This window comes from Bordetella genomosp. 5 (assembly GCF_002261475.1).
Taxonomy (GTDB): Bacteria; Pseudomonadota; Gammaproteobacteria; order Burkholderiales; family Burkholderiaceae_B; genus Bordetella.
In genome coordinates this window covers 431562-458093 of the sequence record NZ_NEVN01000001.1, presented here as the reverse complement: position 1 = coordinate 458093, position 26532 = coordinate 431562, and the positions used below count along the sequence as shown (strand labels likewise).

The window sequence follows — 26532 nt, the reverse complement described above, 5'->3', positions numbered from 1 at the left end:
TTGGCCCCTCTTGCCCCCCCTCTCGTACTCGTGTTCGGCCCGTTCGATCCCACTGGCACCGACGGGCTGCCGGCCGACGCCGTCACCTGCGCCCGGCTGGGCTGTCATGCCCTGGCCGCCGCGACGGCCCTGACCGTCCAGGATACCGCCGGCATCGAAGAAATCCATCCCGTCTCGCCCGAGCTGCTCGACGACCAGGCGCGCTGCCTGCTCGAAGACATGCAGGTGCAGGCGATCAAGGTCGGCGGGCTCTACACCGCCGAAGGCGCCAGCGTGGCGGCCCAGATCGCGGCCGACTACAGCCAGGTACCGCTGGTCCTGCACCTCGGCCCGCGCGCGCTGCTGCCCGAAGACGCCGTCGAACAGGATGACGCCGACGACCTGCTCGCCGCCACGTTCGAGCTCGTGCTGCCCCAGACCGACCTGGTCGTGGTCGAGCACATGCGCCTGGCGCAATGGCAGTCCGATGGCAGCATCGACACTTCGGGTTCGCCCACGCCGGGCCATGCCCTGCTGGCCGGCGGCGCCCAATGGGCGCTGGTGCTCGGCCATCCGACCCGGCCGGGCCACTACACCAACCTGCTCGTGGGCCCCGGCGGCCAGACCAGCAACCTGCCCTGGCAGGCCGCGCCCGACCGCAATGCCGACACCGGCGGCGTGACGGCCGCCGCCGCGGCCGCGCTGCTGGCGCAGGGGCTCGAGATGCCTCAGGCCGTCGAACAGGCGCTGCAGCACGCCGACCAGGTGCTCGCCGCAAGTTTCCTGCCCGGCATGGGCCGGCGCGTGCCGCGCCGCCACGTCGACGCCGGAGCCACCCTGCAATGAAACCCCTGCGCTTTCCAGCCGGCCTGTATGGGGTCACGCCCGACTGGGCCGATACCGCCCGCCTGCTGACCGCCGTACGCCACGCCGCCGAAGGGGGCATGCGCTCCCTGCAGCTGCGCCGCAAAAACGCCACCGCCGACGAGCGCGCCGCCCAGGCGCGCGCCCTCGTGCCGCTGTGCCGTGAGCTCGGCGTCGTGCTGATGATCAACGACGACTGGCGCCTCGCGCTCGAGGTCGGCGCCGACGGCGCGCATCTGGGCCGCGACGACGACGCGCTCGCCGGGGTGCGCCGCGAAGTCGGGCCCGACCTGCTGCTGGGCGTCTCCTGCTACAACGACCTCGACCGGGCGCGCGACCTGCTCGCCCAGGGCGCGGATTACATCGCCTTCGGAGCGGTGTTCGCCTCGTCCACCAAGCCGCAGGCCGTTCAGGCCCCGCTCTCGCTGCTCACCGAAGCGGCGGCGCTGGCCGACACCTGCCCCGCGCCGCGCCCCGCCGTGGTCGCCATTGGCGGCATCACCGCCCAGAACGCGCCGCTCGTGGCCCAGGCCGGCGCCGACGCCATCGCCGTGATCACCGGCCTGTTCGAGATGCCCGATATCCGGGCCGCCGCGCGCGCCTGCGCCGCGGCCTGCGCCAGCGTCCAGCGCGGCGCGCCGGCCCGCCCCCAACCCTGACTTTAAGACCGCATACCATGTCCCGTAACGCCGAATTGTTCGAACGCGCCAGCCGCAGCATTCCTGGTGGCGTCAACTCGCCCGTGCGCGCCTTCCGTTCCGTGGGTGGCACGCCGCGTTTCATCGCGCGCGCGCAGGGCCCCTACATCTGGGACGCCGAGGGCACGCAATACATCGACTACGTCGGCTCGTGGGGCCCCGCCATCCTGGGCCATGCCCACCCGGAAGTGGTGCGCGCGGTCCAAGACGCCGCCGTGCACGGCCTGTCGTTCGGCGCGCCCACCGAGGCCGAGATCGAACTCGCCGAGCTGCTGATCCAGCGCCTGCCCTCGCTCGAACAGGTGCGTCTGGTGAGCTCGGGCACCGAGGCCACCATGACCGCGATCCGGCTGGCGCGTGGCGCCACCGGCCGCAACAAAATCGTGAAGTTCGAGGGCTGCTACCACGGCCACTCCGACAGCCTGCTGGTGAAGGCCGGCTCGGGTCTGCTGACCTTCGGCAACCCCAGCTCGGCCGGCGTGCCGCCCGAGTTCGTCTCGCACACGCTCACGCTCGACTACAACAACCTGCCGGCGGTGCAGACCGCCTTCGCCGAACACGGCACCGACATCGCCTGCGTGATCGTCGAGCCGGTGGCGGGCAACATGAATCTGATCAAGCCGGCCCCGGGCTTCCTGGAAGGCCTGCGCGAACTGTGCACGCGCCACGGCGCCGTGCTGATTTTCGATGAGGTCATGACCGGCTTCCGCGTCGGCCCGCAAGGCGTGCAAGGCCTGACCGGCATCACGCCCGATCTGACGACGCTGGCCAAGGTGATCGGCGGCGGCATGCCGGTCGGCGCCTTCGGCGGCCGCGCCGACCTGATGGCGCACATCGCGCCGCTGGGTGGCGTCTACCAGGCCGGCACGCTGTCCGGCAATCCCGTGGCCGTGGCCGCGGGCCTGGCCACGATGCGCCTGATCGGCCAGCCGGGCTTCTACGAACGCCTGGCCACCCAGACGCAGCGCCTGGCCAACGGCCTGCAGGAGCGCGCCCGCGCCGCCGGACTGGCCTTCTCGGCCGACGCGATCGGCGGCATGTTCGGTCTGTATTTCAGCAACGAGGTGCCCGGCACCTTCGCGCAGGTCTCGGCCTGCGACACCCAGGCCTTCAAGACCTTCTTCCATGCCATGCTCGACGCGGGCGTGCACTTCGCGCCGTCGGCCTTCGAAGCCGGCTTCGTGTCGGCCACCCACGATGACAGCGTGATCGACGCCACCCTCGATCGCGCGGAGTCGGTGTTTACCCGCATGAAGGGCTGATCCCCGCACGAACGTGAACATCGCGGCCCTCGCACGAAGGCCGCGATGTTCACGACGCAATCCTCGCAGAAGCAGGGGATTGCAGGGCAGATCCCCGCACTCGCCGGGGTGAGCCCGGCGCACGACACGCGTGTGACCTGTTTTATCTCAAAAATCAGTGAGATAGCCCCTCCGGCCCTTACAACTCCGTTCGCCTACACGCTTGAATATCGCTTAATATGTCTCGATATTTCGAGTTATTACTCTAGCAACTGAGTGCGCACTGTGCTAGTCCCGGCTGCCTAGCGCGACCGATACAAAACGATATGTAGGCGCCCCGTCCCGGAGCAAGGATGGCGGTGCCCGGAGGGAAGAAATGCCTGTCGATACTGCATTCCGGCTTGAGTTGGACGAAACGACGCATGTGCTGTCGGCCGTGTTTGAACCGGGTGACCGCGACGTGGTGTCCATTCCCACGCTCGAGACCTTGACCCAGGCGGTCCAGGACCAGGGCTGGAACGCCGACGTGCTGGACCAGCTCAGCGCCATCAGCTTCATCGAATCCTGCCGCACCGCGACCGAACCCGTGCAGGGCAAGATCGGCGAGGTTCAGCACGGCCGCTTCGAGCTCGAAATCTCCCCCGATCACATGTCGGTGCTGATGGTGGTGACACCCGCGAAGGGCGGCCACGTCATCGCCGAGGCGGACGTGCTGGCCGCGCTGCTCGAGCACGGCATCGTCTACGGCGTGCACGAGGCCTCGATCCGCCAGGCCCTCGCGCTGGGCACCCGCGCCACCGCGGTCGTCGCGCAGGGCACGCCCTTCACGCCCGGCACCCCGGTGCGGTTCGAAAGCCTGCTCGACGCGCTCAAGACCCGCGAACAGGAAGACGACGAGAACGCGCCGATCGATTACCGCGAGCTCGGCAACCTGACGCTGGTCGCGCCGGGCACGCCGCTGATGCGCCGCATTCCGCCGGTCCAGGGCAAGCCCGGCCTGAACGTCATGGGCGAAGCGGTCGAGCCGCCGCAGATGGCCGACACACCGTTCGCGCCGAACCTCACCGGCGTCGCGCTCGACGAAGAAGACCCCAACCTGCTGCGCGCCGCCAATGCCGGCTCGCCGATGGTGGTGCCGCAGGGCGTGCTGGTCAACTCGCTGGTCGAGGTCGACGCGGTCGATCTCAACACCGGCAACATCAATTTCGACGGCACGCTGCGCGTGCGCGGCGACATCACCTCCGGCATGGAAGTCCGCGTGTCCGGCGATGTGGTGGTCAACGGCACCATCGAAGCCGCCCTCGTGCATGCGGGCGGCAACGTCAGCGTGAACGGCGGCATCATCGGCCTGGCCGAGATCGTGAAGGACGCGCGCGGCGCGGCCGCCACGCCCGGCGCCAGCATCCGCACGGCGCAGATCACGGCCGGCGGCTCGGTCAAGGCGCGCTTCATCGAGAACGCCCACGTCAACGCCGACAAGAACATCGCCGCCGAGCGCGAGATCCGCGCGAGCCGGGTGTATGCCGGCGAGAGCGTCACGGTGGGCGCGCCGGGCTCGCAGATGGGCGTGATCGTGGGCGGCGAAGCCCATGCCACCAAGTCGGTGAGCGCGGGCAGCCTGGGCTCGATGGCGTCCGTTCCGACGCAGATCTGCGTCGGCCTGCACCCGCACGCCGAGGCACGCCGCGCCGCGCTCGAAGCCCGCCGCGCCGGCCTGACCGAAGAAAAGGCCAAGCTCGAGAAGCTCATCGTCTTCTTGCACAACAACCCGGCCAAGAACGTGAACGGCATGAGCGATCGGGCCCGCGCCACGCACAATCGCATCACCGGCGAACTGGCGCAGGTCGACCTGGACGAACAGCGTCTGCAGAAGGACCTGCAGCCGCTCCTGACGGCGTTCATCGTGGCGTCGCGCCGCTATCACGGCGGCGTGCACCTGCAGATCGGTAACAAGGTGCAGGAAGTGTTCGAAGACACGGTAGGCGGCAAGGCCATGCTCGAAGAAGGCCAGCTCGTCATCAAGGCCGCCGGCACGCGCTGAGCGGCGTGGGCCCTGCCGCACCAGGGCCCGCGCCGCGCGGCGCATCGGGGTGGCCGTTGCACGGCGCTGGTTGCACGGCGCCCGTTGCACGGCGCAACAGTTCAACGGTTCAACGGCTGTCTTGTGCCAGCCGCGCGAACCAGGCGCGCGGCGAGATCCCCTGGTCCGGGCCCAGAACGGAAAAACCGCCGTCGACCGGCAGGTCCACGCCGGTCATCCAGGAGGCCGCCGGCGAACACGCAAAACACACCACCGCCGCGATTTCTTCGCCGCCGCCCACCCGGCCGAGCGGGTGGAAATGCGCGCCCACGGCGTCGGCGACGGCGCGATCACCCTGCGCCAGACCCTCGACCGAGGGCGACCAGGTCCAGGCCGGCGAGACCGCCAGCACACGGATGCCCGCCGGCGCCAGCTCGACCGCGAAGTTGCGCGTGATCTGCAGCAGCGCCGCCTTGGACGCCGGATAGATCGCGCGGCCCGCGGCGCCGAACTTGCCGCCGGTGCTGCCCATGTTGATCACGACGCCGCCGCGCGGCAACACGGGCGCGGCGAACTGCGTGAACATCGCCGCCGAAATCAGATTGGTATCGAGCGTGGCATGCCATTGCTCCCGGCTCGACGCCAGGCCCTGGTCCGCATACTGGCACGCGTTGTTGACGAGGATATCGAGCCCGCCGAACGCCTCGCGCGTGCGCGCGATGCAGTCCTGGATCTGATCGTCATGGCCGATATCCGTAGCGCTGAAGCGGGCGCGTTCGCCCAGCTCGCGCGCCAGCGCTTCCCCCGCCTCGCGGCTGCGTCCGACCAGCATCACGCTGGCGCCCGCCGCGACCAGCCCACGCGCGATATCGGCGCCCAGGCCCTGCGTACTGCCGGTCACGATCGCGGTCTTGCCCGAGAGGTCGGGCCCCATCCTGTTAGCGTTCATGCGGGTTCCTTGAGAGCGTGCGTGGCCCATTGCAGCGCACTGGCGACGGTGCCGATGCGGGCGATCAGCTTCATGCTGGCGAGCGCGGCCGCGTGCGCGGCCGGATCGGCGGCCGCGCAGGCGTCTTCGGCCACCATGACTTCATAGCCCATGTCCGAGGCATGGCGCACCGTGCCCTCGACCACGGAGTGGGTGGCCACGCCGCCCACGATCAGGCGCCGCACGTCATGCGCGCGCAGCAGCTCGTCGAGGTCCGTGCCGTAGAACGCACTGATGCGCGTGTGGCGCAGCGCGTGCTCCTGCGGACGGCCCGGATCGGGCGCGAGGCCGGCATAGAAGTCGCTGCCCCACTCGCCATCGATCACGGCGCCGCTGGCCGCCACGTTGCGAAAGATCGTGCAATTCTGGATCAGATCGGCGTAGCCCGGCTGGAACGCCACGCGCACGTGCACGACGGTCAGGTCGAGCGCCCGCGCCCCGCCGAGCAGATCCCAGGCCGCGCGCACCAGCCGGCCGCGCAGCACGTCGTCGCCCGCCACGCCGAGGCGGATGCGACCGTCCGGATGCAGCACGTCGTTCTGGTAGTGCAGCGCCAGCACCGCCGTGTCGGGCCGCGCGTTCACACGTAGACCTCGAAGGCGTCGTGCACGTCGTCGCAGGTGACGAGATCCACGCGCTTCATGCGGATGCGCCAGCCATCGCCCTCTGCCGCGAGCTTGTGGGTGTAGTGGCCCGCGAGCTGGCGCGGCTGGCGTTTGCGCCACTCGGTCAGCTGGAACGCCGAACGCACGACCAGGTTGCCGCCCTGATCGACGCCGTCGACGGTGATGTTGCCGACGATGCGGGCGCAGCGCGTCGGCGGCTGCTGCGACCAGTTGCGCGGGTGCTGCAGACGGCGGATACGCACGTCGCGCAGCATCTTGTCTTCCCAGAACAGCGAGACGTGATCGTAGGGGCTGGCCTGGTCGGCGTGATGCGGCATCCAGTACATGCCGTCGTCGGTCCAGAGCGACTGCCACGCGTCGTATTGCCGCATGTCCAGCAGCCGCGCCTCGCGGTACAGGAACTGGCACAGCGCGTGATAAGTGTCGGCCGGCACCTGCGCCGGCGCCAGGTCGGCGGTGCCGACGTCGAAGTCGATTTCTAGCAGCATGCTTGCTCCTTCTGCGGCATCGCGACGGGCACCGCCACGGGCTGCGTCATGTAGTCGCGCCAGGCCTGGAATTGATTGCGCATCGGCAGTTCGCTGGTGCCGTTGGTGGACACCAGGCCTTGTTCATCGCTGCGATCGGTGCCGTGATAGCGATGCATGCTGACCCACTCTCCCCCCTGCGTGGCGTTGCCTTCCTGGCAGCGGCTGTAGAGTTCGATGTCGTCGGGCATGACGTTCGACGAGGGAGAATTGATCACGTTCGCATACAGCATCGCGCGGCGGAACACGCTGTCGGGCGCGCCCTTGCAGCGGAAGGTCTGGATCTCGATCAGCGTGCGATCGACGGCCACCGGGCGGATCACGCGAAACTGCTGGAACACCGTGTGCGGCGATCCGCTGCCATAGATCACGGTGTTGTGGCGATTCATGCCCAGGATCTCGCGGGCGCGATCTTCACCGTAGGCCTGCGTGAGCACCTCGAAATGCGCGCGCGACACCGGATCGCGTTCGGCCGCGCCCGGATTGAAAATGCCTTCCATGTAGCCGTGGCCGTTGGGGTAGGCGCGCAGCTCCAGCTTTTCCCAGAACTCGTAGGGCTCGCCATTGCCGTCCATGATGTGCAGCTCGAACGGCATTTCGCCGAGCTCCTGGGCCTCGTCGCGCGCCGCCTGAAACGACGACTCGTGCGTGACGCGGGCATGCATGGTGTCGTGCAGGTTTTCGTAGAACACCTTCCAGTTGGAGCGCTGCATCACGCGGAAGATGCCGCCGGCCACTTCGACCTCGCCCGTGGGCGAGCGATCGCAGAGGTTGTCGATCGACGAGCGCACGCCGCCCAGGAACGCCTCGAGCTCGGGACCGTCGGCGCTCTGGCTGGCGAACACGAAGCCGCGATAACTCTGAACCCGCGCCACGCGCCGCATCGAAAACTCGGGGCTCTTGGGATCGTAGTTGGTGTCTTCGAGGCCCTGCTTGAGCGGCACGCCCAGATGCGAACCATCGAGCTTGAAGGTCCAGGCGTGATACGGGCAGCGAAAGAACTTGCCGGCGCAACCATCGCCATCGGCCACCACCTTGGCGCCCTTGTGCGGACAGCGGTTGTACAGCACATGCACGCGGCCATCGGCGGCGCGCACCATCATCACGTCCTGGTCGCCCAGCCGCGTCGTATGGTAATCGCCGGTGCCGGGCACCTGGCTTTCGTGGCCCACGTAGATCCAGGCGCGGCCGTAGATGCGGCGCATCTCCAGGGCATAGATCTCGGGATCGGTGTAGACGGTTTTGTGGACGCTGTCGCCGCGCACCAGCGCGGCCAACTGCGCTTCGGTATAAGCCATGGTCTATCTCCAGCAAGGGGCGCCGGCCGGCGCCCCGCGAGTCTGCAGCGATGCGGCGCGCACCGGCGCCCCATCGGGTTCAGCCGTGACGGGCGCTGTCCTGCCAGCGCGCCATCAGCGTGTTGGAGGGCAGTGTTTCGTCGAGCAGCTTGCGCGCGGTCTCGACGCCCGCCACCGGCAGGCCCTCCGGATCGAGCAGGCCGATCTGCACCAGCACGCTGGCCTGGTCCCAGTAGATGTGCTCGTGATAGAGCTTGTCGCCGCGGAATTTCACGATCGCGATGAGCGGCACTTCCACGGCTTTACCGGTGGGCGCCACGCCGGGCAGCATCCAGTCGATCTCGGTGGTGTGCGTGAAGCAGAACAGCATCTCGTCGACGATCTGCGTGGCGCCCACGGTGCGCGACAACGGAATCAGCCGGGTGTCGGGCGGATTGTTGTTGACGAAGTGGTGCTGGTAGAAGCGCGACAGCTCCTTGTGGCCCACGCCGCCCGTCATGGTGGGAATGTGATTGACGTAGGGTTCGGCCACCATCGTGGCCATCGTGGCCGCGACATCGCGCGTGCCGAATTCGTATTCGCAGTGCTTGTCCCACAGATAGGAGAAGTCGTAATGCGGGCCGATGGCGCGCTTGAGCGCGGCGATGCTGCGCTGGTGCGCCATCAGCGCCGACGGCTTGTCGTAGTGATCGCCGCCGGTACGCGCGAAGGCGTGGTCCACGCCCGGATAGACGTAGAGCTCGACGCCCTTGCGCCCCGACAGCGCTTCGAGGATCTGCGCGCGCGCGGGCGGCGGACAGAAGCCGTCCTGCTCGGCGATATGCAGCACCAGGCTGCCGCGCAGGTTCTGGATTTCGTCGAGGCTGTTTTCGATGCCCACGCCGTAGTAACCCACGGCCACGTCGACATCGGTGCGGCAGGCCGCCAGATAGGCGAGCTTGCCGCCCAGGCAATAGCCCAGGGCGCCCACGCCGCCCTCGCATTCGGGCAGCGTGCGCAGCCTGGCGACCGTGGCGCCGATGTCGGCCACGCCCAGGTTTTCGTCGAAGCCCTGATACAGCGCGAACGCCTTGGGCATGTCGGAGGGGCCGTCGGTGAGCTGGATGCCGGGCTGCTGGCGCCAGAACAGGTCGGGCACCAGCACCACGTAGCCCTCTTCGGCCAGCAGCTGCGCGGTGCGGCGCATGAAGTCGTTGACGCCGAAGATCTCCTGGCAGAGCACCAGGCCGGGGCCCGAACCCGACGCCGGGACGGCGAGGTAGGCGTCGAAAGTGCCGCCGTCCTGCGCCTCGATGCGCACGTTGCGGGTCTGTACGGTGGAAGTCATGGGGTCTCCTTGTGCGGCACGCGTCCGGAGGACGCGGCCGGGGTCATTGCATCTTGCAGGCGGCGGCGAACGGGTCCTGGTACTGCGTGAGCACGGTCGCGACGCGCCGGTTGGTCAGCGTGCCGTCGGGCTGCTTGACCACCTGCCGCAGGTAGTAATCCTGGATGGGGTATTGGTTCTGGTTGAAGGCGAAGCTGCCGCGCACCGACGTGAAGTCGGCCCGCTTGAGCGCCGCACGCAGCGCGGGCGTGGAAAGATCGCCCTTGGTGTGGCGCACCGCGCTGTCGAGCAGCATGGCGGCGTCGTAGCCTTGCGAGGCGTAGAGCGAAGGCGTGCGGCCGTACTTCGCCTTGAAATCGGTCACGAAGCGCTGATTCGCCGCGTTGTCGAGATCGGCTGCCCACTGCGCGGTGTTGAACAATCCCTCGATCGGCGCGCCCACCGCGGCGATGGTGTCCTGGTCGCCCGAAAAGCCCGGGGCCAGCAACGCGATCCGGCCGGTCAGCCCGGCGCTGTGGAACTGCTTGATGAAGTTCACCCCCATGCCGCCGGGCAGGAAGAAGAACACGGCGTCGGGCTGACTGGCACGCAGCTGCGAGATCTCGACGCCATAGTCGAGCTGGCCCATCTGGGTATAGACCTCGTCGGCCACGCCGCCCTTGTAGAGCCGCTTGAAGCCCTTGAGCGACTCGCGGCCGCCGGGATAGTCGGGCGCGATCAGCGCCACCCGCTTGTAGCCCTTGTCGGTGGCGTACTTGCCCATGGCCGCGGGAATGTCTTCGTTTTGCCAGGCCACGGCGAAGAAGTTGGGATGGCAGCCCGCACCCGCGTAGTTCTCGGGGCCGGTATTGGTGCTGAGATAGATGGTGTCGGCCTGCAGAATGGCGGGCATGACGGGCAGCAGCACGTTGGAGAACACCATGCCGGTCATGATGTCGACCTTGTCGCGCTTGAGCAGGCGTTCGACGGCCTGGCGGCCGGCATCGGCCTTTTGCTGGTCGTCGGCCACGAGCACCTGCGCCGGCAGGCCGCCCAGCTGGCCGCCGGTGTGCTGCAACGCCAGATTGAAGCCGTCGCGGATTTCGTTGCCGAGCGCGGCGCCCGGACCGGACAGCGTCGTGACCAGCCCGACCTTCACCTCCTTGGCCGGCGCGGCCGCGACGGTACAGCACACGGCGGCGGAGGCCGCCGCCAACCAGACCCGAGCGCGCAGGCGCGCAGCGGCGACACCAACGGATGTATTGCCGAGGTTCATGCGTGTTCCCCTTGAGTTCGCAATGGCGGCCCGGCTCTCACGGCACAGGCTCGACACCCACGATACGCCGGGCCGGGACAACGCTCTATCCGTTTTACGCCAGCCTTATCCGCGATTCACCTAATTCCGTTCGTCCGGAGCCTGCTCTACAGTCGATCGACTTTGCCGCGTCCGGACAGCCGGGGAGAACAGCATGCAAGGATGGTCGCGCAGTGAACTGGCCCCGCTGGTGGCCCGGCGGGTGTTCCGCTCGCGCGAGCGCGACGAGACCCGCAACCGCGTCTCCGAGGCGCTCAAGGATCACCACCTGAGCTGGCAGGCCGGGCCGGTGGACGCGCGGCTGTCGCGCGCGCAGGTGGGTGCGCTCACGATCTGTACCCTGCGTTATGGCCCGGAGGTCCGGATCGATCCCGGCCGCCTGCGCGATTTCATGCTGGTGCAGGTGCCGCTCGTCGGACGGGCCCGCGTCCAGTGCGGCGCCGACATCGTCGAGACCTGTACGCGGCGGGCGGCGGTGATCGCACCCGACCGCCCGCTGGCCCTGCACTGGGAAAGCGGCTGCGAACAGCTGATGCTCAAGATTCCGCGCGGCCTGCTCGACCAGGTCGGCCAGCAGGCTTTCGGCGCCGCGGCGCGGCGGCCGCTCGACTTCGCGCCGTCGCTGGCGCTCGACACGCCGACGGGGTCCACTTGGCGGGCGCTGGTGGCGGGACTGCTGCATACCCTGCCGCTGCTGGCACAGGCCGCGCCGGTGGGCGCGGTGCCCGCCGACATCTGGACACTACGAATGCAGGAGATGCTGGTACTGCACCTGCTCTGGCACCAGCCCAATACCTGGCGCGATGGCGCGCACGCGGTGCCACGTCACCTGGCCCAGGCCGAGGCTTACATGCACGCGCATCTGGCCGCGCCGATCTGTGCGGCCGACATCGCCCGCCACGCGGGCGTCAGCGCCAGCCAGCTGGCACGGCTGTTTCACGCGCATCGCGGCACGACGCCGATGTCGGCGCTGCGCACGTTGCGCCTGGACAGCGCGCGCGACCATCTTCTGAGTGGCGCGCACGGCGTGACCGACGCCGCGTTGGCGGTCGGCTTCGGCCATCTGGGGCGCTTCTCGGAGTATTACCGCGAGCGCCACGGCGAACTGCCCAGCGCCACCCTGCGGCGCCGGGCACGGGCAAACTGATACCGCGCGGCGTCAGGCCGGCGTCACCACCGCCGTCACCTCGATCTCGACCTTGGCGCGGTCTTCGACGAGGTCGGCGACCTCGACCGCGGTCATGGCCGGGAAGTGCCGGCCGATCAGCTCGCGATAGTGCTTGCCGATCTCGGGATAGGCCGCCACATACTCCTGCTTGTTCTTCACGTACCAGGTCATGCGCACGATGTGGGCCGGCGTGGCGCCACCCTCGGCCAGGATGGCCACGATGTTCGCCAGCGTCTGGCGCACCTGCAGCGCGAAATCATCGGTCTCGAACTGCTGCTGACCGTTCCAGCCGATCTGGCCGCCCACGAACAGCAGGCGCGAACCCACCTGCATCTCGGTCATCATGCCGTTGGAATAGCCGCGCGGCGCGAGCCAATCGGGCGGTTGCAGAATTTTCATAGCCTCATCCTCTTATCGGTCTATTGGGTATTGCGAATCGAATCTCAGGGCGCGGACGCCGGGGTATCGTCGACCACGAACGCCTGCATGCGGGCACGCAGGTCGTCGGGCAGCGGCGTGGCTTTCATGGTGCGCAGATCGACCGTCACGATCGTCAGGCTGGCCGCCAGCCGCAGCTGACCGTCCTGGCCCTCGAAGCGCACATCGGCGCGAAACGAGGCGCCACCGATGCGGCGCACCGTGAGCACCTGGCGCAGGCGCTCGTGCCAGCGGCTGGGCGCCGAGAAGTCGCATTGCACCGACGCCAGCGGCGTGCCGATATGGCGCTCGACGTGCAGCGTATGGAACGGCAGATCCATGCCCCGGTCGAACCAGTGCTCGACGAAGTCGTTGATCATCTCGAAATAGCGCGGGTAGAACACGATGCCGGCCGGGTCGCAATGCCGGAACCGGACCTCGATCTCCGCTTCGAACGGCGTACCCATCACTTGTCTCCGGCGGCCTGCTTGCGCAGCGCGAAACGCTGCAGCTTGCCGGTTTCGGTGCGCGGCAGCGCGGTCACGAAATTGATCACGCGCGGATACTTGTAGGGCGCGATGTTGTTCTTCACGTAGGTCTGCAAGGCCGTGGAGAGCTCGGGCGTGCCGTCGAAGCCCGGCTTGAGCACCACGTAGGCGGCCACCAGCTGGCCACGCTCGTCGTCGGGCATGCCCACCACCCCGCATTCGGCCACGGCCTCGTGGCGCAGCAGCGCGTCCTCGACCTCGGGGCCGGCGATGTTGTAGCCGGCCGAAATGATCATGTCGTCGTTGCGGGCCTGATAGTACAGATAACCGTCGGCGTCCTGCATGAAGGTGTCGCCGGGGAGGTTCCAGCCGTTCTGCACGAAGCGGCGCTGGCGCTCGTCGGCCAGGTAGCGGCAGCCGGTGGGACCCTTGATCGCCAGACGCCCCGTGGTGCCGGCCGGCACCGGTTGCATGTCTTCGTCGACCACCATGGCCACGTAGCCCGGCACCACCTTGCCGATCGCGCCACGGCGCACGGCCTCGGGCGGGCTGGACACGAACACGTGAATCATCTCGGTACCGCCGATGCCGTCGATCATCTCGATGCCCGAGGCCTCTTTCCAGAGCTGGCGCGTGGCATCCGGCAGCGCTTCGCCGGCCGACACGGTCTTTTGCAGCGAGCCGATATCGAAGCGCGGCACCAGCGGCGCCATCTGACGATAGAACGTGGGCGCCGTGAAGCAGATGGTCGCGCGGAAATCCTGGATCAGCTGCAGCAGCGATTCGGGGCTGAGCTTCTCGGCCAGCACCGTGCTGGCGCCCACCCGCAGCGGGAAGCACAGCAGGCCGCCCAGGCCGAACGTGAAGGCCAGGGGCGGCGTGCCGCAGAAGATGTCGTCGGCCGCGGGCCGGATGACGTGGCGCGGAAAGAGATCGCACATCGCGAGCACGTCGCGATGAAAATGCATGCAGCCTTTGGGCGCACCGGTGGTGCCGCTCGTGAACGCGATCAGGCAGACGTCGTCGGCCGCGGTGTCGCAAGCCTGAAACTGGGCCGGCTTGCTCGCGGCAAGTGTATCGAGCGAGTCGCTGCCCGCGTCGTTGAACATCTTGATCTGCTTGAGGTCGGGGCAGTAGTAGTCGCCACCCTGGCGCATGCAGGCGAGCGCCTCGTCGGCCAGCCGCACGTCGCACAGCATCGCCTGGACCTGCGCCTTGTCGATCACCTGCTTGAGCTCTTTGGCGCGCAGAAGCGGCATGGTGGGCACCGTGACCAGCCCGGCCTTGATGGCGCCCAGCCAGGCGGCCGCCATCATCGCGTTGTTGGGGCCACGCAGCAGCAGGCGGTTGCCCGGCACCAGCCCCATGTCCTGGATCAGCACCTGCGCGACCTGATTGGTCAGCGCCTGCAGCTCGGCGTAGCTCATGGTGCGCTGGCCTTCGCCCTCGCGCCAGCGCAGCGCGATACGTTCGCCGCGGCCCTCGGCCACATGACGATCGACGAGTTCGACGGCGCAATTGAGCCGGGCCGGATAGGCCACGTCCGGCCCGTCGAGCAACAACTCGGGCCAGAGGTCTTCCGGCGGCAGGTTGTCGCGGGCGAAGGTGTCGGTGTGCGCGGATACTTCCATGGATTTCCCCTTGTCGCTATCGGTATGGTGTCTTGCCCGTGGGACGCACGTCCTGGATTCAGGACTTCAACAGCTCCCGGGCAATGATCAGTTTCTGCACTTCGGTGGCGCCTTCGTAGATACGCAGCGCTCTGATTTCTCGGTACATCTTCTCCACCGCCATGCCACTCACCACGCCCGCGCCGCCGAACATCTGCAGCGCGCGATCAATGACTTGCTGGGCCGACTCGGTCGCCGTCATCTTGGCCATGGCCGCCTCGCGCGTCGTGCGCTCGCCGCGCACGTCACGCATCCAGGCGGCGCGATACGTCAGCAGCGCCGACGAATCGATCGCCGTGGCCATGTCACCCAGCGCGGCCTGCGTGAGCTGCAGGTCGGCCAGGGTCTGGCCGAACATCTTGCGGCTCTTGGCGCGCGCCAGGCCCTCGTCGAGCGCGCGCCGGGCAAAGCCCAGCGCGGCGGCGGCCACGGACGCGCGGAAGATATCCAGCGTCATCATGGCCAGCTTGAAACCTTGCCCGGCATCGCCCAGACGGTTCGCTACCGGTACGCGGCATTCGTCGAACGTCAGGGTGCCCAGCGGATGCGGGGCGATCAGGTCGATGCGCTCGCTCACGCTGAAGCCCGGCGTATCGGCATCGACCACGAAGGCGCTGATCCCGCGTGCGCCCGGCGCCTCGCCGGTGCGGGCGAACACCACGTAGAAGTCGGCGATGCCGGCGTTGGAGATCCAGGTCTTGGCGCCATGGAGCACGTAGCTGTCGCCGTCGAGCCGGGCGGCGCAGCTCATGGCGGCCACGTCCGAACCGGCATCCGGCTCGGACAACGCGAAGGCCGCGATGGCCTCGCCGCGCGCCACGCGCGGCAGGTAGCGGGCGCGCAGCGCGTCGGAGCCCATCAACGAGATCGCGCCGCTGCCCAGGCCCTGCATGGCCAGCGCGAAGTCGGCCAGACCTTCGTGCCGCGCGAGCGTTTCGCGCAGGATGCACACGGCGCGCGAATCCACCTGCGGCAGGCTGCCGCCCCAGGCGCCGTCCGGCCCGGCCGGCACGCAATAGCGCAGCCAGCCCGCCTTGCCGAGCGCCGCCACCAGCTTGCGGCAGGCGGCATCGGCGTCGTGATGGTCGACGTGGCCGAGGTTTTCGTCGCACCAGGCATCCAGCGAGTGGGCGAGCGTGCGGTGATGGTCTTCGAAGAACGGCCAATCCAGCCAGCTGCTATCGCGCATCATGGTTCAGTCTCCTTCGAACACGGGCTTCTGCTTCGCCACGAACGCGTCGTAGGCGCGGCGGAAGTCGCGCGTCTGCATGCAGATGGCCTGTGCCTCGGCCTCGGCCTCGATGGCCTCGTCCACGCCCATGTTCCATTCCTGGTGCAGCAATTTCTTGGTCACGCCGTGGGCGAAGGTCGGTCCGGCGGCGAGCTGGGCCGCGAGCTCGGCCGCGGCGCCGGCCAGCGCCTCGGGCTCGTGCAGGCTGTTGAAAAAGCCCCAGGCCAGCCCTTCGTCGGCGCGCATGGCGCGGCCGGTGTACAGCAGCTCGCTCGCCCGCCCCTGGCCGATCATGCGCGGCAGCAGCGTGCACGCGCCCATATCGGCGCCGGCCAGGCCCACGCGCGTGAAGAGGAACGCCGTGCGCGCGGCGGGCGTGCCAACGCGCAGATCCGAGGCCAGGGCCACCATCGCGCCCGCGCCGGCGCACACGCCATCGACCGCCGCGATGATGGGTTGCGGGCAGGCGCGCATGGCCTTGACGAGGTCGCCCGTCATGCGGGTGAAGTCGAGCAGCTCCGGCATGGTCATGCGCGTGAGCGGCCCGATGATCTCGTGCACATCGCCGCCCGAGCAGAAGTTGCCGCCCGAGCCGGTCACCACGATCACCTTGATGTCGGTGGCGTAGACCAGGCCGCGGAACAGGTCGCGCAGCTCGGCGTACGAATCGAACGTGAGCGGGTTCTTGCGTTCGGGGCGGTTGAGCGTGATGGTGGCGACCTTGCCGTCGGCGCTCACGTCCCACAGGAACGTGCGCGGCGCATAAGTGGCGAAAGGCCGCTTGTGATGCTTCATCGTGTGTTCTTCGTTAGCGCTCATGATGTCTCCTGTCTGGTTGCGGCGCGCGCATGGCGCGCCACGAAATTCAACCCGGCATGACCTCGCCGCCGTCCACCGAGATGGCCTGGCCATTGACGGCGCCGCTGCCGGGCAGCGCGAGCCATGCCACGGTGGCCGCGACCTGCTCGGGCGTGACGAGGCGGCCCTGCGGATTGCGCTCGGCCAGCTTGGCACGCGCGCCCTCCTCGTCCAGCCCTGTCTTGCCGACGATATTGGCCACGGCGTCGCGAACGATGTCGGTCTCGGTGTAGCCCGGGCACACGGCATTCACGGTGACGCCCTTGCGTGCCACTTCGAGCGCCAGCGCACGCGTGAGACCGATCACGCCGTGCTTGGCGGCGCAGTAGGCGGCGACATAGGCGTAGCCGATCAGCCCGGCGGTGCTGGCCACGTTGATGATGCGGCCTTGGTTGCGCTTCAGCATCGCGGGCAGCGCCGCTTGCGTGCAATGAAAGGTGCCGGTGAGATTGACGTCGAGCATGCGCTGCCACAGCGCGGTATCGGTGCGGTCGAAGCGCTCGCTCTCGGCCTGGCCGGCGTTGTTCACCAGGATGTCGACGGGGCCCCGCGCCTGCTCGGCCGCGGCGAACGCCGCCTTGACCGATTCGGCCGAGGTGATGTCGGCGCTCACGCCACCCACGCCCTCGCCGCCCAGCGTCTGCACCGCTTTAACGAGCGACTGCTCGTCGCGGCCGAGCAGCGTGACCCGGGCGCCCTGTGCCAGCAGCGCACGGGCGCAGGCCAGACCGATGCCACGCGCGCCGCCGGTTACCAGCGCATGAAGGCCGTCGAGAGGAAGGGCCGCGCTCATTTGGACTCCTGTTGCGCCAGCGAGGCGGCACGTTCGAAGTTGGTCTCGAGCTGGCGCTTGCCAGCCACGTATTGCTGCGGCCACTGCGTGTCGGGGTAGCCCACGCGCGCGGCCTCGCGCAGCGTCCACGAAGCATCGGCAAGATGCGGCCGGGCCAGCGCGCACAGGTCGGCGCGGCCGGAGGCGATGATGCCGTTGGCGTGGTCGGCCTCGAAGATGGCGCCCACGGCGATCGTGGGAATGCCTGCTTCGTTGCGCACGCGGTCGGCGAACGGGGTCTGGTACATGCGGCCATACACCGGGCGCTGGTCCGGGCTCACCTGACCCGACGAGCAGTCGATCATGTCGGCGCCGGCCGCCTTGAAGGCACGCGCGATCTCGACCGCCGCGTCGGCGTCGATCCCGCCCTCGACCCAGTCGTGGGCGGAGATCCGCACCGACATGGGCTTGTCCTCGGGCCAGACCGCGCGCACCGCGCGGAACACCTCGAGCGGATAGCGCAGGCGGTTCTCGAGGCTGCCGCCATATTCGTCGGTACGCTGGTTGGCGATCGGCGAGATGAAGCTCGACAGCAGATAGCCGTGGGCGCAATGCAGCTCGAGCCAGTCGAAGCCGGCATCGGCGGCGCGGCGGGCCGCGGCCACGAACTCGTCGCGGATCCGATCCATGCCGGCACGGTCGAGCGCCGCGGGGGTCTGGGACACGCCCGGCAGATACGGCAGGGGCGAGGCCGACACCAGCGGCCAGTTGCCCTCGGGCAAGGGATAGTCCATGCGCTGCCAGCCGACCTGGGTCGAGCCCTTGCGGCCGGCGTGACCCAGCTGCATGCCGATCTTCGCGGGGCTGTTGGCATGCACGAAGTCGACGATGCGCTTGAACGCGGCGCCCTGCTCGTCCGTCCAGAGGCCGGGGCAGCCCGGGGTGATGCGGGCGTCGGGCGAGGGGCAGGTCATTTCGACCATCACCAGACCCGCGCCGCCGAGCGCACGCGCGCCCAGGTGCACCAGATGAAAGTCGCCCGGCACGCCGTCCACGCACGAGTACATCGCCATCGGCGAGACCACGACACGGTTGGGCAGGCGCACACCGCGCGCCTGATAGGGCGTGAACATGGGCAGCGGTGCGCGGCCGGGCTTGGCCGGCGCGGGCTCGCCGGCATGCGCCGCGATCCAGCGTTCGTAGCTCTCGACCCAGGCCGGATCACGCAGGCGCAGGTTCTCGTGCGAGATGCGCTGCGAGCGCGTGAGCAGCGAGTAGGCGAATTGCTCCGGCTCGAGGTCGGCGTAGCGCTCGACATTCTCGAACCACTCGGTGGAATTGCGCGCGGCGTTCTGAATCTTGAGCACCTCGACGCTGCGCACCTCTTCGTAATGCTTGAGCGCGGCGCGCAGATCGGGCTGGGCCTGCAGGCAGCGGGCCAGCTCGATGCTGTCTTCGAGCGCGAGCTTGGTGCCCGAGCCGATCGAGAAGTGCGCGGTATGCGCCGCATCGCCCATCAGCACCACCGGCACGTCGCGTTCGCCACGCGGGGTGTCGAGATGATTCCAGTGGACCCAGCCGTTGCAGATCACGCGCGGGAAGCGGATCCAGATGGCCGAGCCGCGCAGGTGAGATGCGTTGCTCATGAGGCGATGGCCGTCGAGCCAGGGCGCGAAGAGCTTCTCGCAGTAGGCGATGGCGTCTTCCTGGCTCATCTGCTCGATGCCGGCCGCCTGCCAGGTTTCTTCGGGCGTCTCGACGATGAACGTCGACAGGCCGTCTTCGAAGCGATAGGCGTGGGCCTGGAACCAGCCGTGCTCGGTCTGCACGAAGGCGAAGGTGAACGCGTCGAACACCTTGGTCGTGCCCAGCCACACGAAGCGGCAGCGACGCGTGTCGATATCGGGCTTGAAGGTGTCGGCGTAGCGCGTGCGGACCACGCTGTTCAGGCCGTCGGCGGCGATCACCAGGTCGGCGTCGTATTCGCGCGCCAGGGCCTGATCGTCCTGCACGAAGGTTTCGAACACCAGCTTCACGCCGACTTCCTCGCAGCGCGCCTGAAGGATGTTCAGCAGGTGCTTGCGCCCGATGCCGATGAAGCCGTGGCCGCCGGTGCGTATCGTGCGGCCCTTGAAATGAATGTCGATGTCGTCCCAGTGATTGAACGCATCGCCGATGGTGCGCGCCGACACGGGGTCGGCTTCGCGCAGGTTTTCCATCGTGGCATCGGAGAACACCACACCCCAGCCGAACGTGTCGTAGGGCCGATTGCGTTCGACCACCGTGACCTCGTTGGCCGGATTCTGCAGCTTCATCAACAGGCCGAAGTACAGGCCGGCGGGGCCACCGCCTTGGCAGACTATCTTCATGTGTACAGCTCCGTGGCAGCGGCGGCACGCCTCGATCGACCGCCGTTGATTTTGAACCTTTGATATTTTAGGCTTGAAATATATACCCGGTGCGAACGGGGCGCAAGACGGGTATCCACCCGGTGGCCGCGCAGCGTCGCCCCGCCCCGCCGCGCGCCTCTGAATCGGGGTCTCGCCCGGCCCGCGGCGCGTGCAGCGCGGGCCCGAATGACACCGGCCCGGCGCGGCCGCCCGAGGCACCGGGGCGCTCGGACTGCCGCGCCGGGCCGGCGGGACAAACAGGGACAGCTTGTGGGCGATCGCGCCCGGGTCAGGACTCACACCCCGAGATAACGCTCCCACAGCGAGCGGTCCGCGTCGAGCGCGGCCGAGTCGCCGGTCCAGACCACCTTGCCGCGTTCGAGAATCACGTGCCGGTCGGCCAGCTTGAGCAGCCGCTCCACATACTTGTCGATCACCAGAATGGTCTGGCCCGCAGCGCGCAGCCGGCCCAGGCAGGCCCAGATTTCCTCGCGGATGCGCGGCGCCAGGCCCTCGGTGGCCTCGTCGAGAATGAGCAGGCGCGGATTGGTCACCAGCGCGCGTCCGATGGCAAGCATCTGCTGCTCGCCGCCCGACAGCTGGTTGCCCATGTTGCGCGCCCGTTCGCCCAGGCGCGGAAACAGCTCGAACACGCGTTCGGGTGTCCAGGGCTCGCGGATATCGGGATTGCGGGCGGCGACGAACGCGGTGAGGTGCTCGCGCACGCTCAGATTGGGGAAGCACTGCCGCCCTTCGGGCACCAGCGCGATGCCGGCCCGCGCGATGCGGTCGGGCTGCCAGCCGTTGAGCTTCTGCCCGCCAAAATGAATGTCGCCGGCTCGCAGCGGCAGCTGGCCGAACAGGGTGCGCAGCAGCGTGGTCTTGCCCATGCCGTTGCGCCCGAGCAGCGTCACGACCTGGCCCGCGCCGATCTCGAGGTCGACGCCGAACAACACCTGGCTGGCGCCGTAGCCGCTCTCGGCGGCCTGGATCTTCAGCATACGGCCTCCGTTTCATCATCGCCGAGGTAGGCCTGGCGCACGTCGGGATTGGTCCGGATCTCGTCCGGGGTGCCGGTGGCGATCACGCGGCCATAGACCAGCACGGAAATGCGGTCGGCCAGGCGGAACACCGCCTGCATGTCGTGCTCGACCAGCAGCATGGCGGCGCGGCCGCGCATGCTTTCGATGAGCTCGGTGAGCCGCAGCGTTTCGTCGGGGCCCATGCCGGCCATCGGCTCGTCGAGCAACAGCACGCTCGGCCGCGCGGCGAGCGCCAGCGCGAACTCGAGCTTGCGCTGCTCGCCGTGCGGCAGCGTGCCGGCCGGACGGTCGAACAGCGCGGCATCGATGCAGCATTCACGCGCGAGCTCGTGTGCCGCGTCGTGCAGCGCCGTCTCGGAGGCGCGCGGCCGCCAGAAGCGGAAGCTGCTGCCGGCATGCGCCTGCACCGCGAGCAGGAGGTTATCGAGCACGCTGAAGGTGCGGAAGATGTTCGTGATCTGATACGAGCGCGACAGTCCGGCCTCGACGCGCTCGTGCGCGGTCATGGCGGACACGTCGGTCGAGCCCAGATGCAGCGTGCCGGCATCGGCTTCGAGCGTGCCGGACAACAAGTGAATCAGCGTGGATTTGCCGGCGCCATTGGGGCCGATCAGCGCATGGATCTCACCGGGCGCGAGCTCCAGCGACACCTGATCCGTGGCCAGCAGCGCGCCGAAGCGGCGCACCAGCCCGGTGGCCCGCAGGGCAGGCGTGGCGGGGGAAGTCGTCATCACGCTCTCCTAGCGGGTTGAGAGGCGCCGGCCACCGGCGCACGGCCGGCGAACCAGGGGCCGACCAGGCCGGCCAGGCCGCGCGGCGCACCCAGCACCACGCCGAGCAACAGCAGGCCCAGGGGCAGGTGCCAGTATTCGGTCCAGAGCCGCAGCACCTCTTCGAGCGTCAGCATCACGGCCGCGCCGGCCACGCCGCCATAGCGCAGGCCGATGCCACCCACCAGCACCATGATCAGCAGATTGGCCGATTGGGTCCAGTGCATGAGGCTGGGCGAGATGAAGAGGTTGTGATTGGCCAGCAGCGCACCCGCCAGGCCCGCGACCGCGCCGCTGATCACGAAGGCCGTGAGCTTCATGCGGTAGACCGGATAGCCCAGCGACTCCATGCGCGATTCGTTTTCGCGGATGCCCTGCAGCGCGGCGCCGTAGCGCGCGTCGACCAGCCGGTTGAACACGAACAGCAGCAGCGCGAACAGCACCAGCACCACGTAGTAGAACGTGACGTCGCTGGAGAGATCGAGCAGCGGCAGTTGCGAGTAGCCGGACAGGTTCAGGCCGTCTTCGCCGCCGTACTGGCGCAACGAGATGAAGATGTAATAGACCATCTGGGCGAAGGCCAGCGTGATCATGATGAAGTAGACGCCCCGCGTGCGCAGCGAGATGGCGCCGGTGATCCAGGCCAGCACGCCGGCCAGCAGCATGGCCGCGGGCCAGACGATCAGCGCGCTGTTGACGCCCATCGACTGCAGGATGCCCACGGCATAGGCGCCGGCGCCGAAGAACGCCGCATGCCCCAGCGCCACCATGCCGCCATAGCCCAGGATCAGGTTCAGGCTGGTCGCCGCCAGCGCGTAGATGAGCACGCGCCGCACGAACGAGATATAGAAATCGAGGCCCAGCGCCGGCGCCACCAGCGGAAACACCGCGAGCGCCACCAGCAGGGCGAGAGTCCAGTACAGAGATCTACGCATGCTTCACCCGCGCGCCGGAAACAGACCCGACGGACGGAATACGAGGATCCCGGCCATCAACACATAAATCAGGATGGCCGCCAGCGTGGGGCCCACGCTGGACGCCACCGCCGGCGAGAACACCTGACGCAGCAGCATCGGCAGAAACGCGCGGCCGGCGGTGTCGACCATCCCGACCAGCAAGGCGCCCACGAAGGCGCCGCGTATCGAGCCGATCCCGCCGATCACGATGCAGACCAGCACCAGGATCAGGATTTCTTCGCCCATGCCGATCTGCACCGCGGTGACCGGCCCGAGCAAGGCGCCCGCCACGGCCGCCAGCATGGCACCCAGCACGAACACGCCGAGGAACAGAATCGGCACGCGCACGCCCATGAGCGTGGCCATCTGGCGATTGGAGGCGCCCGCGCGCACCAGCACGCCGGCGCGGGTCCGCGTGACGAACCAGTAGAGGCCCGCGGCCGCCATCAGGCCGAACACGATGATCATCAGGCGATAGGCCGGATAAAGCAGGTCGGGCAACAGCCGCACCGGGCCGGCCAGCTCGGACGGCATGTTCAGCATCATCGGGGCGGGGCCCCAGATCATCTTGATCACGTCGTTGGCGATCAGGATGATGGCGTAGCTGCCCAGCACCTGCGCCAGGTGATCCCGCAGCGCCAGGCGGCGGATCAGCACCAATTCGAGTATCGCGCCCACCAGGCCGGTGGCGATGGCGGCGACCAGCACGGCCGCCACGAAGGATCCGGTGCGCTGCATGGTCTCGGCCGCGACATACGCGCCCGCCATGTAGAGCGATCCGTGGGCCAGATTCATGATGTCCATGATGCCGAAGACGAGCGTGAGCCCGGCGGCGATCAGGAACAACATCAGGCCGAATTGCAGTCCATTGAGCAGTTGCTCGATGACCAGCGTGAACGTCATGAAACTTCCCCCGAAGCCACGGGCGGTCGATGCGCCCGCGTGTCGTGTCGATGCGCCGCCCGTCCCGCGTGGCGGGCGGCGCGATCGTCCGTGCGCGCCCTAGCGGCGCGCGCCGGACATCACAGCTTGCACTCGCCTACGTACACGTCCTGGTACTTGTCGAACACCTTGCCGACCAGCTTGTTGGTGATCTTGCCGTTGGCGTCCTTGTCGACCACGCGCACGTAGTAGGGCTGGATCGGGTAGTGGTTCTTGCCGTAGGTGAACGGACCGCGCACCGAGGAGAAGTCGGCCTTGGCAAGCGCGGCGACGATAGCGTCGCGATCGCTGGCCTTGCCGCCGCTCTGCTTGACCGCGGCGTCGATCGCCATGATCACGTCGTAGGCCTGGGCGGCATACACCGAGGGGTAGCGGTTGTTGTATTCCTTGCGGAACGCTTCGACGAACTGCTTGTTCTGCGGCACGTCGAGGTCGTGCGCCCACTGCGCGGTGTTGTACATGCCGATCATGGGCTCGCCCACGGCCTGGATCACGTCTTCGTCGGCCGAAAAACCGGGGCCCACGAGCGCGGTGCCTTTGTTCAGGCCGGCCGCGACGAACTGCTTGACGAAGTTGATGCCCATGCCGCCCGGCAGGAAGATGTAGACGGCGTCGGGCTTGGCGGCGCGGATCTGCGCCAGCTCGGCGGCGTAGTCGATCTGGCCCAGCTTGGTGTAGAGCTCTTCGGTGACGGGCGTTTTGTAGCCGCGCTTGAAGCCGGTGAGTGCGTCCTTGCCGGCCGGATAGTCGGGGGCCAGGATGAAGACCTTCTTGAAGCCGCGATCGGCCGCGACCTTGCCGGCCGCTTCGTGGAAGGCGTCGTTCTGATAAGACAGGCCGAACCAGAACTTATTGCACTGGGCGCCCGCATACTGGCTGGGGCCGGGGTTATTGGACAGGAACGGCACCTTGGCCGCGAACAGGGCCGGGCCGACGGCCAGCGCCACGTTCGAGCCGATGGGGCCGGTGAAGAAATCGATCTTTTCGCGCTGGATATAACGCGTGACCAGCTGACGGGCCTGGTCGGGGTTGCCGCCCATGTCGGTCTGGATGAACTCGGCTTCCTGGCCGCCGAGCTTGCCGCCCAGTTGTTTGATGGCGAGGTTGAACCCGTCGCGGGCTTCGGCGCCCAGCGCGGCGAACGGACCGGAGATGTCGTTGGCAATGCCCACTTTGATGGCATCGGCGCTGGCCACGCCGGGCAGCAACGCCGCGGCAACCAGGAGGGAAGGAATCAAACGCATGGTGGAGCTCCTTGCGCAGGGCGCGGCAGGTTTTTATTACGGCCTTTTTTGGAGATGGATGCTTCCCGCGCCAGCATCGAAGGAGAACGGCCGGCGAGCCCTCGAGGAACCCCGCGATCCGGCCTGACCTTGTCCACCGCGCCGGCAATGCGCGCGGGACAAAAGAAACTGGCGTGCGCCATAGTTTAGGTTTAAAGTATTCAGCAAAACAAGTCTAGGGTTTGCCCCAAAGGGTTTATCCCAATAAACCGGTTTACACGGAAAGCCATGGCCGATTCCGCCCGCCCCCTGTATCGCGAATACGACCGCGCGGCACTGGATGTGCAGTACAACGCTCGCGCGACAGTACCCGACATCCACCCGATACTCAAGCGCTACGCCGACGACAGCCGCATCGCGCGCGAGACCCTGCGCTGCGAGCTCGACGTGGCCTACGGCGAGCATCCCGACGAGACACTCGACATCTTCCTGCCCGCCACGATGACGGCCCGCGCGCCCGTGCTGCTGTTCATCCATGGCGGCTACTGGCGCCTGCTTTCCAAGAGCGATTCGAGCAGCATGGCGCCGCTCTTCACGCAGGCCGGCGCCATCGTGGTGGCCGTGAATTATTCGCTCGCGCCCGCCGTCACCCTCGATCGCATCGTCGACCAGAACCGCCGCGCGCTGGCGTGGGTGCACCGCCATATCGGCCGCCTGGGCGGCGACCCCGCTCGCCTGCATGCCTGCGGCAGCTCGGCGGGCGGCCATCTGGTGGGCGCCCTGCTGGCCGAGGGCTGGCACGCGGCCTACGGCGTGCCCCCGACCGTGCTGCGCGGCGCCGCGCCCATGTCGGGCCTGTTCGATCTGCGTCCGCTCGTGCACACCCATATCAACGAATGGATGCATCTGAGCCCGGCCGACGCCGAGCGCAACAGCCCGCTGCTGCATCTGCCGCGCGCCGGCGGCTGCCCCCTGCTGGTCACCTACGGCGAGAGCGAGACCGACGAGTTCAAGCGCCAGAGTCACGCCTACCTCGAGGCGTGGCAGGCGGCCGGATTCGCGGGCAGCTACGTGCCCATGCCGGGCACCAATCATTTCGATATCGTGTTGAGCCTCAACGATCCCGCGGCGCCTTACACGCGCGCGCTGCTGTCCCAGATGGGGCTCACGCCTCCCGACTCATCCTCCACGCAGCAACGAGACCAATCTTCATGATCGATACTCCCGACCTGGAAACGCGGGCCGCGCCCGACGATCATCACGCGCTGCGCCTGTGGTTGCGCATGCTCACCTGCTGCAACCTGATCGAATCCGAGATTCGCAGCCGCCTGCGCACCGAATTCGACACCACGCTGCCCCGCTTCGACCTCATGGCGCAGCTGCAGCGCGCGCCCAAGGGCATGAAGATGGGCGAGCTCTCGCGCCACATGATGGTCACGAACGGCAACATCACCGGCATCACCGACCAGCTCGAAAAAGAAGGGCTGGTGGTGCGCACCAAGGTGGAGTCCGACCGCCGCAGCTCGCTGCTCAAGCTCACCCCGCAGGGCAAGAAGGCCTTCTCCAAGATGGCGCGCGCCCACGAGTCGTGGGTCAAGGGCATGTTCGGCGACCTGCCCGAGGCGAGCCGCAATGCGCTCTTCAAGGCGCTGGGCGAGCTCAAGCTGCAGGTGGTGGCGCACCGCGCCGAATCGGAGTGACGCCGCGCCTCGCGGGCCGGCGTGCCGGGCCGCGATTGGCGC

The 26532-nt window shown here is 68.2% G+C and carries 25 protein-coding genes; 7 read left to right on the top strand and 18 right to left on the bottom strand.

Annotated elements, in window-relative coordinates; all coding sequences use genetic code 11:
• From thiD to CEK29_RS02160, 4 genes are all read left to right on the top strand, one after another.
• Nucleotides 1–825 (top strand): bifunctional hydroxymethylpyrimidine kinase/phosphomethylpyrimidine kinase, encoded by an 825-nt coding sequence (gene thiD, locus CEK29_RS02175; protein ID WP_249278930.1) that lies wholly within the window; start codon nt 1–3, stop codon nt 823–825.
• The gene (gene thiE, locus CEK29_RS02170; protein ID WP_094798556.1) at nt 822–1502 is read left to right on the top strand and encodes a thiamine phosphate synthase; all 681 of its coding nucleotides are present in this window, start codon (nt 822–824) and stop codon (nt 1500–1502) included. The genes thiD and thiE overlap by 4 nt, the downstream gene beginning before the upstream one ends.
• 17 nt (nt 1503–1519) lie before the next feature.
• Nucleotides 1520–2803, top strand: a complete 1284-nt coding sequence (hemL, locus tag CEK29_RS02165) for a glutamate-1-semialdehyde 2,1-aminomutase (protein ID WP_094798555.1) — start codon at nt 1520–1522, stop codon at nt 2801–2803.
• Between the two features lie 355 nt (nt 2804–3158).
• The gene (locus tag CEK29_RS02160; RefSeq protein ID WP_094798554.1) at nt 3159–4823 is read left to right on the top strand and encodes a DUF342 domain-containing protein; all 1665 of its coding nucleotides are present in this window, start codon (nt 3159–3161) and stop codon (nt 4821–4823) included.
• Between the two features lie 109 nt (nt 4824–4932).
• Here CEK29_RS02160 and CEK29_RS02155 read toward each other — a convergent pair whose 3' ends face one another.
• The 6 genes from CEK29_RS02155 to CEK29_RS02130 form a co-directional block, all read right to left on the bottom strand.
• Nucleotides 4933–5751, bottom strand: coding sequence for an SDR family oxidoreductase (locus CEK29_RS02155; protein WP_212590864.1), 819 nt, complete (start codon nt 5749–5751; stop codon nt 4933–4935).
• On the bottom strand, nt 5748–6374 hold the full coding sequence (locus tag CEK29_RS02150) for a cysteine hydrolase family protein (RefSeq protein ID WP_094857193.1): 627 nt from the start codon (nt 6372–6374) through the stop codon (nt 5748–5750). The genes CEK29_RS02155 and CEK29_RS02150 overlap by 4 nt, the downstream gene beginning before the upstream one ends.
• Nucleotides 6371–6904, bottom strand: a complete 534-nt coding sequence (locus CEK29_RS02145; protein ID WP_094798551.1) for an aromatic-ring-hydroxylating dioxygenase subunit beta — start codon at nt 6902–6904, stop codon at nt 6371–6373. The genes CEK29_RS02150 and CEK29_RS02145 overlap by 4 nt, the downstream gene beginning before the upstream one ends.
• A complete protein-coding gene (locus tag CEK29_RS02140) occupies nt 6895–8241 on the bottom strand; it encodes an aromatic ring-hydroxylating dioxygenase subunit alpha (protein ID WP_094798550.1) in 1347 nt (448 codons plus the stop codon). Before CEK29_RS02140 ends, CEK29_RS02145 begins: the two co-directional genes overlap by 10 nt.
• Before the next feature lie 79 nt (nt 8242–8320).
• On the bottom strand, nt 8321–9568 hold the full coding sequence (locus tag CEK29_RS02135; protein WP_094857192.1) for a dienelactone hydrolase family protein: 1248 nt from the start codon (nt 9566–9568) through the stop codon (nt 8321–8323).
• 43 nt (nt 9569–9611) lie between these two features.
• On the bottom strand, nt 9612–10781 hold the full coding sequence (locus CEK29_RS02130; RefSeq protein WP_440588299.1) for an ABC transporter substrate-binding protein: 1170 nt from the start codon (nt 10779–10781) through the stop codon (nt 9612–9614).
• Nucleotides 10782–11016: 235 nt separating this feature from the next.
• Here CEK29_RS02130 and CEK29_RS02125 point away from each other — a divergent pair, with 235 nt between their 5' ends.
• Nucleotides 11017–12009 carry a helix-turn-helix domain-containing protein gene (locus tag CEK29_RS02125; protein WP_094857190.1) on the top strand — a complete coding sequence of 331 codons (993 nt, stop codon included), beginning with the start codon at nt 11017–11019 and terminating at the stop codon, nt 12007–12009.
• A gap of 12 nt (nt 12010–12021) precedes the next feature.
• Here CEK29_RS02125 and CEK29_RS02120 read toward each other — a convergent pair whose 3' ends face one another.
• The 12 genes from CEK29_RS02120 to CEK29_RS02065 all read right to left on the bottom strand — a co-directional run bounded on the left by CEK29_RS02120 (nt 12022) and on the right by CEK29_RS02065 (nt 24811).
• Nucleotides 12022–12429 carry a RidA family protein gene (locus CEK29_RS02120; RefSeq protein WP_094798546.1) on the bottom strand — a complete coding sequence of 136 codons (408 nt, stop codon included), beginning with the start codon at nt 12427–12429 and terminating at the stop codon, nt 12022–12024.
• A gap of 44 nt (nt 12430–12473) precedes the next feature.
• Nucleotides 12474–12914 carry an acyl-CoA thioesterase gene (locus tag CEK29_RS02115; RefSeq protein WP_094798545.1) on the bottom strand — a complete coding sequence of 147 codons (441 nt, stop codon included), beginning with the start codon at nt 12912–12914 and terminating at the stop codon, nt 12474–12476.
• Nucleotides 12914–14566: an AMP-binding protein gene (locus CEK29_RS02110; RefSeq protein ID WP_094857189.1), complete on the bottom strand. Its 1653-nt coding sequence runs from the start codon at nt 14564–14566 to the stop codon at nt 12914–12916. Before CEK29_RS02110 ends, CEK29_RS02115 begins: the two co-directional genes overlap by 1 nt.
• Nucleotides 14567–14624: 58 nt before the next feature.
• Nucleotides 14625–15794, bottom strand: coding sequence for an acyl-CoA dehydrogenase family protein (locus CEK29_RS02105; RefSeq protein WP_094857329.1), 1170 nt, complete (start codon nt 15792–15794; stop codon nt 14625–14627).
• Between the two features lie 6 nt (nt 15795–15800).
• Nucleotides 15801–16655, bottom strand: coding sequence for an enoyl-CoA hydratase family protein (locus tag CEK29_RS02100; protein ID WP_094798543.1), 855 nt, complete (start codon nt 16653–16655; stop codon nt 15801–15803).
• Nucleotides 16656–16701: 46 nt separating this feature from the next.
• Nucleotides 16702–17487, bottom strand: a complete 786-nt coding sequence (locus tag CEK29_RS02095; protein ID WP_094857188.1) for an SDR family NAD(P)-dependent oxidoreductase — start codon at nt 17485–17487, stop codon at nt 16702–16704.
• Entirely contained in the window at nt 17484–19835 is a 2352-nt protein-coding gene (locus tag CEK29_RS02090; RefSeq protein WP_094857187.1) for a bifunctional salicylyl-CoA 5-hydroxylase/oxidoreductase, read from the bottom strand. Before CEK29_RS02090 ends, CEK29_RS02095 begins: the two co-directional genes overlap by 4 nt.
• A 317-nt stretch (nt 19836–20152) precedes the next feature.
• Complete coding sequence (locus tag CEK29_RS02085) at nt 20153–20857, bottom strand: ABC transporter ATP-binding protein (protein WP_094798540.1); 705 nt, start codon at nt 20855–20857, stop codon at nt 20153–20155.
• Nucleotides 20851–21630 (bottom strand): ABC transporter ATP-binding protein, encoded by a 780-nt coding sequence (locus CEK29_RS02080; RefSeq protein WP_094798539.1) that lies wholly within the window; start codon nt 21628–21630, stop codon nt 20851–20853. The genes CEK29_RS02085 and CEK29_RS02080 overlap by 7 nt, the downstream gene beginning before the upstream one ends.
• Entirely contained in the window at nt 21630–22604 is a 975-nt protein-coding gene (locus CEK29_RS02075; protein WP_094798538.1) for a branched-chain amino acid ABC transporter permease, read from the bottom strand. The genes CEK29_RS02080 and CEK29_RS02075 overlap by 1 nt, the downstream gene beginning before the upstream one ends.
• 3 nt (nt 22605–22607) lie before the next feature.
• Nucleotides 22608–23528: a branched-chain amino acid ABC transporter permease gene (locus CEK29_RS02070; RefSeq protein WP_094857186.1), complete on the bottom strand. Its 921-nt coding sequence runs from the start codon at nt 23526–23528 to the stop codon at nt 22608–22610.
• A 119-nt stretch (nt 23529–23647) separates the two neighbouring features.
• Entirely contained in the window at nt 23648–24811 is a 1164-nt protein-coding gene (locus tag CEK29_RS02065) for an ABC transporter substrate-binding protein (protein WP_094798536.1), read from the bottom strand.
• 267 nt (nt 24812–25078) lie between these two features.
• Between CEK29_RS02065 and CEK29_RS02060 the strand changes: the two genes are divergently transcribed.
• Both CEK29_RS02060 and CEK29_RS02055 read left to right on the top strand, forming a co-directional pair.
• Complete coding sequence (locus tag CEK29_RS02060) at nt 25079–26005, top strand: alpha/beta hydrolase (RefSeq protein WP_094798535.1); 927 nt, start codon at nt 25079–25081, stop codon at nt 26003–26005.
• Nucleotides 26002–26490, top strand: a complete 489-nt coding sequence (locus tag CEK29_RS02055) for a MarR family winged helix-turn-helix transcriptional regulator (protein WP_094798534.1) — start codon at nt 26002–26004, stop codon at nt 26488–26490. The genes CEK29_RS02060 and CEK29_RS02055 overlap by 4 nt, the downstream gene beginning before the upstream one ends.
• The last annotated feature ends 42 nt before the right edge of the window (nt 26491–26532 follow it).

Excerpts from the sequence above, each read along its gene's own strand:
- thiE (WP_094798556.1), top strand. The coding sequence starts at position 822 with ATGAAACCCCTGCGCTTTCCAGCCGGCCTGTATGGGGTCACGCCCGAC.
- hemL (WP_094798555.1), top strand. The coding sequence starts at position 1,520 with ATGTCCCGTAACGCCGAATTGTTCGAACGCGCCAGCCGCAGCATTCCT.
- CEK29_RS02160 (WP_094798554.1), top strand. The coding sequence starts at position 3,159 with ATGCCTGTCGATACTGCATTCCGGCTTGAGTTGGACGAAACGACGCAT.
- CEK29_RS02155 (WP_212590864.1), bottom strand. The coding sequence starts at position 5,751 with ATGAACGCTAACAGGATGGGGCCCGACCTCTCGGGCAAGACCGCGATC.
- CEK29_RS02145 (WP_094798551.1), bottom strand. The coding sequence starts at position 6,904 with ATGCTGCTAGAAATCGACTTCGACGTCGGCACCGCCGACCTGGCGCCG.
- CEK29_RS02140 (WP_094798550.1), bottom strand. The coding sequence starts at position 8,241 with ATGGCTTATACCGAAGCGCAGTTGGCCGCGCTGGTGCGCGGCGACAGC.
- CEK29_RS02135 (WP_094857192.1), bottom strand. The coding sequence starts at position 9,568 with ATGACTTCCACCGTACAGACCCGCAACGTGCGCATCGAGGCGCAGGAC.
- CEK29_RS02125 (WP_094857190.1), top strand. The coding sequence starts at position 11,017 with ATGCAAGGATGGTCGCGCAGTGAACTGGCCCCGCTGGTGGCCCGGCGG.
- CEK29_RS02120 (WP_094798546.1), bottom strand. The coding sequence starts at position 12,429 with ATGAAAATTCTGCAACCGCCCGATTGGCTCGCGCCGCGCGGCTATTCC.
- CEK29_RS02115 (WP_094798545.1), bottom strand. The coding sequence starts at position 12,914 with ATGGGTACGCCGTTCGAAGCGGAGATCGAGGTCCGGTTCCGGCATTGC.
- CEK29_RS02110 (WP_094857189.1), bottom strand. The coding sequence starts at position 14,566 with ATGGAAGTATCCGCGCACACCGACACCTTCGCCCGCGACAACCTGCCG.
- CEK29_RS02105 (WP_094857329.1), bottom strand. The coding sequence starts at position 15,794 with ATGCGCGATAGCAGCTGGCTGGATTGGCCGTTCTTCGAAGACCATCAC.
- CEK29_RS02100 (WP_094798543.1), bottom strand. The coding sequence starts at position 16,655 with ATGAGCGCTAACGAAGAACACACGATGAAGCATCACAAGCGGCCTTTC.
- CEK29_RS02095 (WP_094857188.1), bottom strand. The coding sequence starts at position 17,487 with ATGAGCGCGGCCCTTCCTCTCGACGGCCTTCATGCGCTGGTAACCGGC.
- CEK29_RS02090 (WP_094857187.1), bottom strand. The coding sequence starts at position 19,835 with ATGAAGATAGTCTGCCAAGGCGGTGGCCCCGCCGGCCTGTACTTCGGC.
- CEK29_RS02085 (WP_094798540.1), bottom strand. The coding sequence starts at position 20,857 with ATGCTGAAGATCCAGGCCGCCGAGAGCGGCTACGGCGCCAGCCAGGTG.
- CEK29_RS02080 (WP_094798539.1), bottom strand. The coding sequence starts at position 21,630 with ATGACGACTTCCCCCGCCACGCCTGCCCTGCGGGCCACCGGGCTGGTG.
- CEK29_RS02075 (WP_094798538.1), bottom strand. The coding sequence starts at position 22,604 with ATGCGTAGATCTCTGTACTGGACTCTCGCCCTGCTGGTGGCGCTCGCG.
- CEK29_RS02070 (WP_094857186.1), bottom strand. The coding sequence starts at position 23,528 with ATGACGTTCACGCTGGTCATCGAGCAACTGCTCAATGGACTGCAATTC.
- CEK29_RS02065 (WP_094798536.1), bottom strand. The coding sequence starts at position 24,811 with ATGCGTTTGATTCCTTCCCTCCTGGTTGCCGCGGCGTTGCTGCCCGGC.
- CEK29_RS02060 (WP_094798535.1), top strand. The coding sequence starts at position 25,079 with ATGGCCGATTCCGCCCGCCCCCTGTATCGCGAATACGACCGCGCGGCA.
- CEK29_RS02055 (WP_094798534.1), top strand. The coding sequence starts at position 26,002 with ATGATCGATACTCCCGACCTGGAAACGCGGGCCGCGCCCGACGATCAT.